The sequence below is a fragment of the Streptomyces laurentii genome (genome assembly GCF_040635425.1).
In the GTDB taxonomy this organism is placed as follows: domain Bacteria; phylum Actinomycetota; class Actinomycetes; order Streptomycetales; family Streptomycetaceae; genus Streptomyces; species Streptomyces laurentii.
Window position 1 is genome coordinate 1 of the sequence record NZ_JBEYHT010000008.1, and the last position, 13,845, is coordinate 13,845.

Genomic DNA, 13,845 nt, shown 5'->3' on the forward strand with positions numbered 1-13,845 from the left:
AAGGCCCTAGGGCCGCGGTTCGTGTGGGGTGGCCGTCGTGGGCCGGCTCCCGCCCCTGGGAATGCGGGAGGGGTGAAAGACGACAGTGCGCCCCCACCCGCGCGGGTGGGGGGGGCCGGGGGGCCACCGGCGCCGGGGCGCCGAGGCGGGGGCCGTCGCCCCCGCCCGCTCGCGGCCCGGGCGCAAGCACCAAGGGCGGGAGGGGAGGGAGGGGGTGGGGGAGGGGGAGCCCCCTCCCGGTTACGCGTCGCCGCCCGCCGTCCCCGGGTCCGCCGCCGACGCGTCCAGCAGCTGGTACCGGTCGATGGCCTGCTTCAGGGCCGAGCGGTCGACCTTGCCCTCGCGGGCGAGTTCGGTGAGCACCGCGAGCACGATCGACTGGGCGTCGATGTGGAAGAAGCGGCGGGCCGCGCCTCGCGTGTCCGCGAAGCCGAAGCCGTCCGCGCCCAGCGAGTTGTAGGTGCCCGGCACCCAGCGCGCGATCTGGTCCGGCACCGAACGCATCCAGTCGGAGACCGCGACGAACGGCCCCTGCGCGGCCTGGAGCTTGCGCGTCACGTACGGGACGCGCTGCTCCTCCTCCGGGTGCAGCAGGTTGTGCTCCTCGACGGCCACGGCCTCGCGGCGCAGCTCGTTCCAGGAGGTCGCGGACCACACGTCGGCGCGGACGTTCCACTCCTCGGCGAGGATCCGCTGCGCCTCCAGCGCCCACGGCACGCCGACACCCGACGCCATGATCTGCGCGGGGATCGCCCCGGCCTCGCCGCGCCGGTAGAGGTGGATGCCCTTGAGGATGCCCTCGACATCCACGTCCGCCGGCTCCGCCGGGTGCTGGATCGGCTCGTTGTAGACCGTCAGGTAGTAGAAGACGTCCTCCGAGTCCGGCCCGTACATGCGGCGCAGACCGTCCTGGACGATGTGCGCGATCTCGAAGCCGAAGGCCGGGTCGTAGGCGACACAGGCCGGGTTGGTCGAGGCGAGCAGATGGGAGTGGCCGTCGGCGTGCTGCAGGCCCTCACCGGTCAGCGTGGTCCGGCCGGCGGTCGCGCCGAGCACGAAGCCGCGCGCCAGCTGGTCGGCCATCTGCCAGAACTGGTCGCCGGTGCGCTGGAAGCCGAACATCGAGTAGAAGACGTAGACCGGGATGAGCGGTTCGCCGTGCGTGGCGTACGCCGAGCCGGCCGCGATCAGCGAGGCGGTGCAGCCCGCCTCCGAGATGCCGTCGTGCAGCATCTGGCCGGTCGGGGACTCCTTGTACGACAGGAGCAGTTCGCGGTCCACGGCCTCGTACTGCTGGCCGAGCGGGTTGTAGATCTTGGCGCTCGGGAAGAACGAGTCCATGCCGAAGGTGCGGTACTCGTCAGGCGCGATCAGCACGAAGCGCCGGCCGAGTTCCTTGTCCCGCATCAGGTCCTTGAGCAGCCGGACGAAGGCCATCGTGGTGGCGATGGACTGCTGCCCGGAGCCCTTCTTGACCGCCGCGTACGTCTTGTCGTCGGGCAGTTCCAGCGGCTTGGCGCGGACCACGCGGGAGGGCACGTAACCGCCGAGCGCCTTGCGGCGGTCGTGCATGTACTGGATCTCCTCGGAGTTCCGGCCCGGGTGGTAGTACGGCGGCAGGCCCTCCTCCAACTGCTGGTCCGTGATGGGGATGTGCAGCCGGTCGCGGAAGCCCTTGAGGTCGTCGACCGTGAGCTTCTTCATCTGGTGGGTGGCGTTGCGGCCCTCGAAGTTGGGGCCCAGCGTCCAGCCCTTGACGGTCTTGGCGAGGATCACCGTCGGCTGGCCCTTGTGCGCCTTGGCCGCCGAGAACGCCGCGAAGATCTTCCGGTGGTCGTGACCGCCGCGCCCCAGGTGCAGGATCTGGTCGTCGGTCATGTTCTCGACCATGGTCCGCAGCCGCTGGTCGTCGCCGAAGAAGTGGTCGCGGATGTACGCGCCGGTCTCCGTGGCGTACGTCTGGTACTGGCCGTCCGGGGTGGTGTTCATCCGGTTGACGAGGGTGCCGTCGCGGTCCTGGGCGAGCAGCGGGTCCCAGGAGCGGTCCCAGATGAGCTTGATGACGTTCCATCCGGCGCCGCGGAAGACCGACTCCAGCTCCTGGATGATCTTGCCGTTGCCGCGTACCGGGCCGTCGAGCCGCTGGAGGTTGCAGTTGACGACGAAGGTGAGGTTGTCGAGGTTCTCCCGGGCCGCGAGGGTCAGCTGGCCGAGCGACTCCGGCTCGTCCATCTCGCCGTCGCCGAGGAACGCCCACACGTGCGAGCGGGAGGTGTCGGCGATGCCGCGCGCCTCCATGTAGCGGTTCATCCGGGCCTGGTAGATCGCGCCGAGCGGGCCGAGGCCCATCGACACGGTCGGGAACTCCCAGAAGTCCGGCATCAGCCGCGGGTGCGGGTACGACGACAGGCCGTTCGGGAACCGCGACTTCTCCTGCCGGAAGCCGTCGAGCTGGGTCTCGGTCAGCCGGTCGAGGAGGAAGGCGCGGGCGTAGATGCCGGGGGAGGCGTGGCCCTGGAAGAAGATCTGGTCGCCGCCGTCGCCCTCGTCCTTGCCGCGGAAGAAGTGGTTGAAACCGACGTCGTAGAGCGACGCGGAGGAGGCGAAGGTCGCGATGTGGCCGCCGACGCCGATGCCCGGGCGCTGGGCGCGCGAGACCATGACGGCGGCGTTCCAGCGGGTGGCGTTGAGGACCTTGCGCTCGATTTCCTCGTTGCCGGGGAAGTACGGCTCGTCCTTGGTCGCGATGGTGTTGACGTAGTCCGTGCTGCGCATCTCCGGCACGGCGACGCGCTTCTCGCGGGCCCGCTCGATCAGCCGCAGCATGAGATAACGGGCCCGCTCCCGGCCTCGCTCGTCGACGGCGGCGTCCAGGGAGTCGAGCCATTCCCGGGTCTCTTCCGGGTCGAAGTCGGGAACCTGGCTGGGAAGGCCGCCAATGATGATCGGGTTGCGATCGGATGCGGAAGCCACGCTATTCCTTCGCTGGTCGGTGGAGCCCGCGGGGGAGGGAAACCCCGCTGGGGCCGGGATGCTCATCGTGTACCCCGCCGACGGTAAACGTCATCTTTACCGAGCGGTAACCCTCTCGGGGGCGCCTTGTCCGGTCAAATCGCAACCTTACGCCCAACCCGCGCATGCGTTTCGTCCGACCGTTCGGCAGACTGAAGCCGCGTAGTCCCCCATTAAGGGGCGAAGCGTGCATGATTCGTCACGGAGCGCGACGGGATCCGGCCGGAAGTTGCGGCGAGACGGCCCCAAACGTCACCGTTTCGGCGGTCTCATCGGCCGGGTACTTGCGCGATCCGCCCCGGCACGTGTGGACTACGGCCAGCACCGTGCGTACGCGCGCGGTCAAAGCATTTATCCGTTACATGATCAGGAGGCAAGCCGTGAGCGCGACCGCGGACCACGCGGAGGAGCGGACCAACCCGGCAGCGAGGCTGGGGTTCGAGCCCGGACAGGTGGTCCAGGAGATCGGCTACGACGACAACGACGTCGACCACGATCTCCGTGAAGGCATCGAGTCCATCATCGGCCAGGACCTCGTGGACGAGGACTACGACGACGTCGCCGACGTCGTGCTGCTGTGGTTCCGCGACGAGGACGGCGATCTCACCGACGGCCTGGTGGACTCCATCGGTCTTCTGGAGGATGGCGGCCAGATCTGGCTGCTGACGCCGAAGACGGGCCGCGACGGCTACATCGAGCCGAGCGACATCAACGATGCCGCGCAGACCGCTGGTCTCTCCCAGACCAAGAGCATCAGCGTCGCCAAGGACTGGGTCGGCACTCGACTCGGCACCCCGAAGCGCTGATACCCATACGCTGCACGAGCCCCCACCGGGATCACCCGGTGGGGGCTCTGCGCGCGTCGGAGGCGGGGTCTTAGGGTGGGTTTCACCGGTTCGGCCCAAACGGCCGGGCCGACGGCGGAAGGGATGCGTACGCGATGGCCATCGAGATCGGTGCCGAGGCTCCGGACTTCGAGCTGAAGGACAACCACGGTCGCACCGTGCGGCTCTCCGACTTCCGGGGCGAGCGCAACGTGGTGCTCTTCTTCTACCCCTTCGCCTTCACGAGTGTCTGCACGGGTGAGCTGCGCGAGCTGCGCGACCACCTGGACACCTTCGTCAACGACGACACCCAGCTGCTCGCCGTCTCCAACGACTCCATGCACAGCCTGCGCGTCTACGGGGAGCAGGAGGGCCTGGAGTTCCCGCTGCTCTCCGACTTCTGGCCGCACGGCGTCGCGTCCCGCGCCTACGGCGTCCTCGACGAGGACAAGGGCTGCGCGGTGCGCGGCACCTTCGTCATCGACAAGGCCGGCACGGTCCGCTGGTCGGTCGTCAACGCCCTGCCGGACGCCCGCGACCTCGACGATTACGTCAAGGCGCTCGCGACTCTCTGACGACGCTCGGGCGAAACGTCTGTTTCTGCGGGGAACCCGTCACTAGGATCCAGACGTTGATCCCAATGCCAACGCACGACCCGGGGGCCGACGCCCCCGGAAACCAATGGAGGGACTCGTGGGAGTCAGCCTCAGCAAGGGCGGCAACGTCTCGCTGACCAAGGAGGCCCCTGGCCTGACCGCCGTCACGGTCGGTCTGGGCTGGGACGTCCGCACCACCACCGGTACGGACTTCGACCTCGACGCCAGCGCCATCCTGGTGAGCGAGGCGGGCAAGGTCCGCAACGACCAGGACTTCGTCTTCTTCAACAACCTGAAGAGCGCCGACGGCTCGGTCGAGCACACCGGTGACAACCTCACCGGCGAGGGCGAGGGTGACGACGAGCAGGTCAAGGTCGACCTGGCCGGTGTCCCGGCCGACGTGGCCAAGATCGTCTTCCCGGTGTCGATCTACGACGCCGAGAACCGGCAGCAGTCCTTCGGCCAGGTCCGCAACGCGTTCATCCGCGTCGTGAACCAGGCCGGCGGCGCCGAGATCGCGCGGTACGACCTCTCCGAGGACGCCTCGACCGAGACCGCCATGGTCTTCGGCGAGCTGTACCGCCACGGCGCGGAGTGGAAGTTCCGCGCCGTCGGCCAGGGCTACGCCTCGGGCCTGCGCGGCATCGCGCAGGACTTCGGCGTCAACGTCTGATCGGACGGACGGGCGTCTGTCCGCCGGGATCGGCCGGACAGGCACCAGCAGGCAGGCTCCGGCGCCGCACCCCGGGTGCGGCGCCGGAGGCGCCTCGTCGCGTACGCGCGGCGCGGGCGGCAGTAGCACCACAGCAGTGACACAGGCGGCGCGGGCGGCGTGAGCGGTGCGCGCGGCACTGGCGACACCACAGCGGTACACCCAGGGGAGGAATCATCGTCATGGGCGTCACACTCGCCAAGGGAGGCAATGTCTCCCTCTCCAAGGCCGCTCCCAACCTCACCCAGGTGCTCGTGGGCCTCGGCTGGGACGCGCGCTCCACCACCGGAGCCCCCTTCGACCTCGACGCCAGCGCTCTGCTGTGCCGTTCGGGAAGGGTCCTCGCGGACGAGTACTTCGTCTTTTACAACAACCTCACGAGCCCCGAGGGCTCCGTCGAGCACACCGGCGACAACCTGACCGGTGAGGGCGACGGCGACGACGAGTCGCTGATCGTGGACCTCAGCCGGGTGCCGGCCCAGTGCGACAAGATCGTCTTTCCGGTGTCGATCCACGAGGCCGACAACCGCGGTCAGACCTTCGGTCAGGTGTCCAACGCGTTCATCCGCGTCGTCAATCAGGCGGACGGGCAGGAACTCGCCCGCTACGACCTCTCCGAGGACGCCTCGTCCGAGACCGCGATGATCTTCGGCGAGCTCTACCGCTACCAGGACGAATGGAAGTTCCGGGCGGTGGGTCAGGGGTACGCCTCCGGACTTCGGGGGATCGCTCTAGACTTCGGGGTCAATGTTTCGTAAAGCCTCGTATACCTCACGATGGGGAAGACAGTGATTCTGAAAACCTTCGGCTGGTCGTTCGCGATCACAGCGCTCGGCCTGGCGGCCGCCGTGCTGTACGGGGGGTGGGAGGCGTTCGGAGTCGTCGCGATCCTCTGCATCCTCGAGATCTCGCTCTCGTTCGACAACGCGGTGGTCAACGCCGGAATCCTGAAGAAGATGAATGCCTTCTGGCAGAAGATCTTCCTCACGATCGGCGTGCTCATCGCCGTCTTCGGCATGCGGCTCGTCTTCCCCGTCGTGATCGTCGCGGTCAGCGCCAAGATCGGCCCGATCGAGGCCGTGAACCTGGCGCTCAACGACGCCGACCGCTACCAGGAACTGGTCACCGACGCCCACCCGTCGATCGCCGCGTTCGGTGGCATGTTCCTGCTGATGATCTTCCTCGACTTCATCTTCGAGGAGCGTGACATCCAGTGGCTGCGCTGGATCGAGCGTCCGCTGGCCAAGCTCGGCAAGGTCGACATGCTGTCGGTCTGCATCGCGCTGATCGTCCTGCTCGTCTCCTCGATGACCTTCGCGGTCCACGCGCACCAGCACGGCGGCACCCACGTCGACAAGGCGCAGACGGTGCTCATCTCCGGCATCGCCGGCCTCATCACGTATCTCGTCGTCGGTGGCCTGTCCAGCTACTTCGAGAACAAGCTGGAGGAGGACGAGGAGCGCGAGCACGAGGCCGAGGAGGAGGCCGCGCGCAGCGGCAAGAAGGTCTCCACCATCGCCCTCGCGGGCAAGGCCGCGTTCTTCATGTTCCTCTACCTCGAGGTCCTCGACGCGTCGTTCTCCTTCGACGGTGTCATCGGCGCCTTCGCCATCACCAACGACATCGTCCTGATGGCGCTCGGCCTCGGCGTCGGTGCGATGTACGTCCGTTCGCTGACCGTCTACCTGGTCCGCCAGGGCACCCTCGACGACTACGTCTACCTGGAGCACGGCGCCCACTACGCCATCGGCGCCCTCGCCGTGCTGCTGCTGGTCACCATCCAGTACGAGATCCCCGAGATCATCACCGGCTCCATCGGCGTGCTGCTCATCGCCCTGTCCTTCTGGTCCTCCGTGCGCCGTAACAAGGCGCTCGCGGCGGCCGAGGGCGGCGCCGGCAGCCCCGATGACAAGACCGGGGTTCCGTCCGGGGTGTGACACCCCCGACAATGAGGAACGCTTCACTGCGGGGCGGCCGGTGCACCCGGCCGCCCCGCGGCGTGTCCGACGAGATGTGACGACAGTGGGGGGTGCGGCCCATGGGCTTCTTCGACAATCTCTTTCCGGGCCGGGGGGATCCGTTCGGCGCGGGCGACTCGGCGTCGGGCTCCATCGATCTGACCCGCCGCCGCCCCACCGTCTCCCTCACCAAGCAGGGCGCCGCCACCGGCAACCTCCGGGTCAACCTCTCGTGGCGGATGCGCAGCCCCGATCTGGAGTACCGCTCGCGGTCGGCCGGCACCCTGCTGCGCCACCCCATGAAGCTCTTCAAGCCGGACGAGTTCCAGGCCCACACCCAGGGCGTGGCCAACGTCGACCTCGACCTCGGCTGCCTCTACGAGCTGACCGACGGCAGCAAGGGCGTGGTCCAGCCGCTCGGCGACCTCCTTGGCGAGATCAACGAGCCGCCATACGTGAAGCTCAGCGGCGACGACCGGCTCGGCTCGGGCTCCGGCGAGACGATCCACGTCAACCTCGACCACCGCGACGAGATCAAGCGGCTGCTGTTCTTCGTCTACATCTACGACGAGACGCCGGCCTTCGACCGCACCGACGCCAAGGTCACGCTCTACCCGAGCAACGGCCCGCGGATCGAGATCGAACTCGACGAGGATGCGCCGCAGGCCCGGTCCTGCGCCGTCTTCAAGGTCGAGAACGTCAAGGGCGAGCTGACGGTCCGCCGCGAGGTGCGGTTCGTGTACGGCTTCCAGTCCGAGCTGGACCGGTTGTACGGCTGGGGCATGCAGTGGGGCCGCGGCTTCAAGAGCCGCACCTGAGCGGCGAGCGTGCCGGCCGGTCCGTCGAGCCGCCGGGCCGCCACGCCGTGGAACGCGAGGGGTCCGGCCGTGGCCGGACCCCTCGGTCGCGTGGTGGTCCCGCTGATCAGCGGCCGATGAACTGCGGACCCATCGGCGGCATCCGGAACCCCGGGGCCGCGTGCGGATAGCCGTACGCGGCGTCCCCGGCGTGCGCCGCGGCCGGCTGCGGATAGCCGTACGCGGGGGCGTGCGCCGGAGCGCCGGCCGGCTGCGGGTACCCGTACGCGGGGGCGGGGGCGGGGGCGTGCGCGGGGACCGGCGGCTGTGCGGGCGCCGGGGGAGCGGTCGGCTGCGGCGGTACGGCCGGGGCCTGGACCATCGTCGCGTCCGGGTCGTGCGCCGGGGCGGCGGCCTGTGCCGGTACGGCCTGCTCCGCGGATCCGGCGAGGTCGGCGTCCGCCGGGCCGCCGGCGCCGTCCGCACCGTCGTCGACCGACACCCCGAAGGCCGTGGCGAGCCCGACGAGGCCCGTCGGATAGCCCTGCCCGACCGCCCGGAACTTCCAGTCGTCCCCGCGCCGGTACAGCTCGCCGCAGATGATCGCGGTCTCCTCGCCGGTCTCCGCCGCCACGTCGAACACCGCGAGCGGTTCGCCGCCCGCCGCGCCCGCGGCCGCGTCGTACACCTGGATCCGCAGGTCGGTGACGTGCCCGAAGGTGCCGCCGTCCGAGGACGCCGCGATCACCACCTGGTCGACCGAGGGGTCCAGGGTGCCCAGATCGGCCTCGACGGTGTCCGTCAGCCCCTCCGGCTCCCGCTTCTTGGCGAGCCGCCGTACCAGGCCCGACGGGTGCCGGGGCTGGTTGTAGAAGACGAAGTCCTCGTCGGAGCGCACCCGCCCGTCCGCGCCGAGCAGCAGGGCCGACGCGTCCACGTCGGGCACCCCGGGTCCCGGGGTCCAGCGGAGCACGGCCCGTACGGCCGCGGTGTCGAGAGGGACGTTGGAGCCCTTCAGCATCGCGTGCGTCATGCCCGTCATCTTCCCTGCCCGCCCGCCCGCCGGACAACGCGGGGGGCCGTTTCGGAGGGTCCGGATACGGACGAGTTACCAGATCTTCACGCACGCGGGGAACTACGGACACCCCTCCCTACGTACTATTACCGGCCACATATCGTCAGGGCCGCCCATCCAGTCGGGGAGATCAATGCGTCATTTCGGGCATGTCCCGGCCGCGGTGCGAGCGGATCTCTTCCACCGGGAGCCCGCGGAGTTCACGGCGGCCGCGCCCGCGGCCACCCTCGCGACGGCCCTCGGGGCCACCCTCTACAGCCCCGCCACCCGGCCCCGGCTCGCCGAGGACATACGCAAGCAGGCGGCGCGCGGAGTCGTCTCCATGGTGCTGTGCCTGGAGGACTCGATCAGCGACGACGAGGTGGAGGCGGGCGAGGCCAACCTGGTCCGGCAGTTCGCCGACCTCGCGGGGGCCGACCTCGCGCGGGCCGCCGAGGGGGAGGGCTCCGGCCTGCCCCTGCTCTTCGTCCGGGTCCGCGAGCCCCGGCAGATCGCGGACCTCACGGACCGGCTTGGCGAAACGGTTCGCCTGTTGTCCGGATTCGTACTCCCCAAGTTCACCGGCCCTCGTGGCCGCCCCTTCCTCGACGCGCTCCGCGCCGCCGAGCGGACCCACGGCCACCGGCTCTTCGCCATGCCCGTCCTGGAGTCCCCCGACCTGCTCCACCGAGAGACCCGCACCGAGACCCTGGCCGGCATCGCCGCCCTCACCGCCGAGCACCGCGAGCGGATCCTCGCCCTCCGCCTCGGCGTCACCGACTTCTGCTCCGCCTACGGGCTGCGCCGCTCGCCCCACATGACCGCCTACGACATACGGATCGTGGCCGACGTCATCGGCGACGTCGTCAACGTCCTCGGCCGCGCCGACGGCACCGGCTTCACCGTCACCGGCCCCGTCTGGGAGTACTTCCGCTCCGGCGAGCGCATGTTCAAGCCCCAGCTGCGCCGCAGCCCCTTCCTGGAGGGCCGCGCCGAGGAGCTGCGCACCACGCTCATCGAGCACGACCTCGACGGCCTGCTGCGCGAGATCGAGCTCGACCGCGCCAACGGCCTGCTCGGCAAGACCTGCATCCACCCCAGCCACGTGGTACCGGTGCACGCGCTGTCCGTGGTCACCCACGAGGAGTTCAGCGACGCCGAGGACATCCTGCGCCCGGACCGCGACGGCGGCGGCGTACTCCGCTCCGCGTACACGAACAAGATGAACGAGGTGAAGCCGCACCGCGCCTGGGCCGAGCGGACCCTGCGGCGCGCCGAGGTCTTCGGCGTCGCGCGCGAGGACATCGGCTTCGTGGAGCTGCTCACCGCGGGCCTGGCCGGCTGACACCGGCCGGACCGACCGCGGCCGGGAACGCCCCCGGCCGCGATCCTGCCCCGGAACCCGTACGGCCGCGATCCGGCCGGAGACCGACGAGAGGAAGACGACGACGTGGTGTGGACCGGAACCTGGGTCGCGGAACGACTGGGGGTCGAACTCGGCGGGGACGAGCGGCTGCCCGACCTGCTGGGCCTCGCCCTGCGCCGCAACCCCAAGCGGGCACACCTGCTCGTCTCCAACGTGCTCGGCAAACACGTGCCGCAGAGCCCCGGCGTCATCCACGACGCCGGTGTCACCCTCGGCCGGCGCGTCCACGACCTGCTCGGCCCGGAGGAGGCCGCCGACGCCGTCGTCCTCGGCTACGCGGAGACCGCCACCGCCCTCGGCCACTGCGTCGCCGACGGCCTGGGCCACGCGCCGTACCTGCACTCCACCCGCCGTCCCGTCGCGGGCATGACCCCCGCCGGCGGCTTCGAGGAGTCTCACTCGCACGCCACCTCGCACCTGCTGCTGCCCGAGGATCCGGAGCTGCTGAGCGGCGACGGCCCGCTCGTCCTCGTCGACGACGAGTTCTCCACCGGCAACACGGTCCTCAACACCGTCCGGGCGCTGCACGCGCGGCACCCCCGCAAGCGGTACGTGATCGTCGCCCTCGTCGACATGCGCGGCCCCGCCGACCGCGCCCGCTTCGAGGACTTCGCCGCCGACCTCGGCGCCCGCGTCGACCTGGTGGCCGGCGCGAGCGGCACCGTACGGCTGCCCGACGGGGTCCTGGAGAAGGGCCAGGCTCTCGTCGCCGCCCACGAGGACCCGTCGGCCCCGCCGCCCCCGGCACGCCCGCGTACCCCCGTACGGGTCGACCTCGGCTGGCCCGGGCACATACCCGACGGCGGCCGGCACGGCTTCCACGCCGGGCACGCCGCCGCTCTCGACGACGCCCTGCCCGCCATGGCCGCGCGCCTGGCCGAGACCCTCGGCGAGGACGGCGAGGACGGCGACGGCGACGCCGAGGCCGGTGACCGTGACGGTGGCGTGCGCCGTGTCCTCGTCCTCGGCTTCGAGGAGCTGATGTACGCGCCGCTGCGGCTCGCCACCGAGCTGGAGCGGATCCTGGCCCCGGCCGGCACCGAGGTCCGCTACTCCACCACCACCCGTTCGCCCGTCCTCGCCGTCGACGACCCCGGCTACGCCATCCGCACCCGCCTCGCCTTCCCCGCGCACGACGCGCCGGCCGACGGGCCCGGCGAGCGGTACGCGTACAACGTCCGGGGCGGCGGCTTCGACGCGGTCGTCGCCGTCGTCGACTCCGCCGCCGACACCCCCGCCCTGCACGCCCCCGACGGACTGCTGGCCCAGCTCGGCGGCGCCGCGCCGCGGGTCGTCCTCGCCGTCGTCCCCTCGTACGTCCCCTCGTACGTCCCCTCGTACGTCCCCGCGTACGTCCCCGCGTCCGCCGCTTCGGACGCCGCGGGGGACCAGGCCCGGACCGCCGGCGCTCCCGGAAGGAACCCCATGCCGCCCGAGACCCCGACCTCCGGCCCGCTCGCCGAGCCGCTGCGCGGACCCGCCTTCTCCTCCTACGCCCCCGACGAGGTCGGCTGGCTGCTCCAGGACCTGTCCGGCGTGGAGCTGGAGGCGCCGACCGAGGAGCGCGAGGAGGCGATCCAGAGCGGCGGGGCGCACTACGCCGAGTCGCTGCCCGTCGAGTACCAGCCCAGCGCGCGCTACCAGGAGCTGTTCCACACCGCCCTGGAGGAGTCCGCCGCCCGGATCGCCCGGGCCGTCGGCGCCGTCACCGAGACCGTGCTCGCCGAGCGTGCCGCGCGCCCGGGCCGCGGCCGGCCCGTCCTCGTCTCGCTGGCCCGCGCCGGCACCCCCGTCGGCGTCCTCATGCGCCGCTGGGCGCGGGCCCGGCACGGCCTGGACCTGCCGCACTACGCCGTCTCCATCGTGCGCGGCCGCGGCATCGACGCCAACGCGCTGCGCTGGCTCGCCGCCCACCACGACCCGGCCGACATCCTGTTCGTCGACGGCTGGACCGGCAAGGGCGCCATCACCCGCGAACTCGCCGACGCCCTCGCGGACTTCCCCGGCTTCAGCCACGAGATCGCGGTCCTCGCCGACCCCGGCTCGTGCGCGCACACCTACGGCACCCGCGAGGACTTCCTCATCCCCTCCGCGTGCCTCAACTCCACGGTGTCCGGTCTGATATCGCGTACCGTCCTGCGTTCCGACCTGGTCGGCCCACACGACTTCCACGGCGCCAAGTTCTACCGCGAACTCGCCGACGCCGACGTCTCCGGCCTCTTCCTCGACCGCGTCGCCGCCCACTTCGACGCGGTCACCGACGCCGTCGACGCCGACGTACGGGAACTCCTCGCCGCCGACCGCACCCCCACCTGGGCCGGCTGGGCGGCCGTCGAGCGGATCAGCGAGGAGTACGGCATCCACGACGTCAACCTCGTCAAGCCCGGCGTCGGCGAGACCACCCGGGTCCTGCTGCGCCGCGTCCCCTGGAAGATCCTCGCCAAGCGGGGCGCGGGCGCCGACCTCGCGCACGTCCGGCTGCTCGCCGAGCAGCGCGGCGTACCAGTCGAGGAGGTCGACGAACTGCCGTACAGCTGCGTCGGGTTGATCCACCCTCAGTACACGCGCGGGGCGACCGGCGCCGACGGCCGGACGGTGGTGTCCCGATGACCGCCACCGCCGGTACGCGGGGGCCGGTCCTGGTCGCCAGCGACCTCGACCGCACCCTCATCTACTCCACCGCGGCCCTCGGCCTCACCATGCCCGACGCCAAGGCCCCGCGCCTGCTGTGCGTCGAGGTCCACGAGTCCAAGCCGCTCTCGTACGTCACCGAGGACGCCGCGCAAGAGCTGGGCGCCCTCGCCGCCGAGACGGTCTTCGTGCCGACCACCACGCGCACCCGCAAGCAGTACCAGCGCCTCAACCTCCCGGCGAGCGCGGCGAGTTCGGGCGCGGGTCCCGCGTACGCGATCTGCGCCAACGGCGGTCATCTGCTGGTCGACGGCGTCTCCGACCCCGACTGGCACACCCGGGTGCTGCGCGGGATCGCCGACGCGTGCGCCCCGCTCGCCGAGGTCCGCGCCCGCCTGGACGCCACCGGTGACCCGTCCTGGGTGCGCAAACACCGGGTCGCCGAGGACCTGTTCGCGTACCTCGTCATCGAGCGCGACCGGATGCCCGGCGACTGGCTGCCCGACTTCACGGCGTGGGCCGACGCCCGCGGCTGGACCGTCTCGCTCCAGGGCCGCAAGGTGTACGCCGTGCCGAAGCCGCTCACCAAGAGCGCGGCCATGCGCGAGGTCGCCCGCCGCACCGGTGCCCGGCTCACGCTGGCCGCCGGCGACTCGCTCCTCGACGCGGACCTGCTGCTCGCCGCCGACCGTGCCTGGCGTCCGGGGCACGGCGAACTCGCCGACACCGGCTGGACCGCCCCGCATGTCGAGACCCTGGCCGAGCGGGGCGTCGCGGCGGGCGAGGAGATCCTGCGCCGGTTCCGGTCGGCGGCCGCCCAGGCGTAGAAACGGTC

At 71.1% G+C, this 13,845-nt stretch carries 11 protein-coding genes; 9 read left to right on the forward strand and 2 right to left on the reverse strand.

What is annotated here, in order from left to right; genetic code table 11:
- Positions 1-240: 240 nt before the first annotated feature.
- Complete coding sequence (aceE, locus tag ABZ693_RS07360) at positions 241-2,973, reverse strand: pyruvate dehydrogenase (acetyl-transferring), homodimeric type (RefSeq protein WP_359874370.1); 2,733 nt, start codon at positions 2,971-2,973, stop codon at positions 241-243.
- 419 nt (positions 2,974-3,392) lie between these two features.
- Here aceE and ABZ693_RS07365 point away from each other — a divergent pair, with 419 nt between their 5' ends.
- The 6 genes from ABZ693_RS07365 to ABZ693_RS07390 all read left to right on the forward strand — a co-directional run bounded on the left by ABZ693_RS07365 (position 3,393) and on the right by ABZ693_RS07390 (position 7,920).
- Positions 3,393-3,818, forward strand: coding sequence for a DUF3052 domain-containing protein (locus tag ABZ693_RS07365; RefSeq protein WP_359874372.1), 426 nt, complete (start codon positions 3,393-3,395; stop codon positions 3,816-3,818).
- A 134-nt stretch (positions 3,819-3,952) separates the two neighbouring features.
- Positions 3,953-4,411 (forward strand): peroxiredoxin, encoded by a 459-nt coding sequence (locus tag ABZ693_RS07370; protein WP_359874375.1) that lies wholly within the window; start codon positions 3,953-3,955, stop codon positions 4,409-4,411.
- A gap of 118 nt (positions 4,412-4,529) precedes the next feature.
- Positions 4,530-5,105, forward strand: a complete 576-nt coding sequence (locus ABZ693_RS07375) for a TerD family protein (RefSeq protein ID WP_356544535.1) — start codon at positions 4,530-4,532, stop codon at positions 5,103-5,105.
- Positions 5,106-5,326: 221 nt separating this feature from the next.
- A complete protein-coding gene (locus tag ABZ693_RS07380; protein ID WP_359874377.1) occupies positions 5,327-5,902 on the forward strand; it encodes a TerD family protein in 576 nt (191 codons plus the stop codon).
- Positions 5,903-5,932: 30 nt separating this feature from the next.
- Complete coding sequence (locus tag ABZ693_RS07385) at positions 5,933-7,081, forward strand: DUF475 domain-containing protein (RefSeq protein WP_359874709.1); 1,149 nt, start codon at positions 5,933-5,935, stop codon at positions 7,079-7,081.
- Between the two features lie 101 nt (positions 7,082-7,182).
- Positions 7,183-7,920 (forward strand): TerD family protein, encoded by a 738-nt coding sequence (locus ABZ693_RS07390; RefSeq protein WP_359874379.1) that lies wholly within the window; start codon positions 7,183-7,185, stop codon positions 7,918-7,920.
- A 106-nt stretch (positions 7,921-8,026) separates the two neighbouring features.
- Here the strand turns inward: ABZ693_RS07390 and ABZ693_RS07395 are convergent, their stop codons facing one another.
- Positions 8,027-8,941, reverse strand: coding sequence for a TerD family protein (locus ABZ693_RS07395; protein ID WP_359874381.1), 915 nt, complete (start codon positions 8,939-8,941; stop codon positions 8,027-8,029).
- Between the two features lie 166 nt (positions 8,942-9,107).
- On the opposite strand from ABZ693_RS07395, the gene ABZ693_RS07400 reads away from it, so the two are divergent.
- The 3 genes from ABZ693_RS07400 to ABZ693_RS07410 all read left to right on the forward strand — a co-directional run bounded on the left by ABZ693_RS07400 (position 9,108) and on the right by ABZ693_RS07410 (position 13,837).
- Positions 9,108-10,298 carry an HpcH/HpaI aldolase/citrate lyase family protein gene (locus ABZ693_RS07400; protein WP_359874383.1) on the forward strand — a complete coding sequence of 397 codons (1,191 nt, stop codon included), beginning with the start codon at positions 9,108-9,110 and terminating at the stop codon, positions 10,296-10,298.
- A 105-nt stretch (positions 10,299-10,403) separates the two neighbouring features.
- On the forward strand, positions 10,404-12,989 hold the full coding sequence (locus tag ABZ693_RS07405; protein ID WP_359874385.1) for a phosphoribosyltransferase: 2,586 nt from the start codon (positions 10,404-10,406) through the stop codon (positions 12,987-12,989).
- Entirely contained in the window at positions 12,986-13,837 is an 852-nt protein-coding gene (locus ABZ693_RS07410) for an HAD family hydrolase (protein ID WP_359874387.1), read from the forward strand. The genes ABZ693_RS07405 and ABZ693_RS07410 overlap by 4 nt, the downstream gene beginning before the upstream one ends.
- The last annotated feature ends 8 nt before the right edge of the window (positions 13,838-13,845 follow it).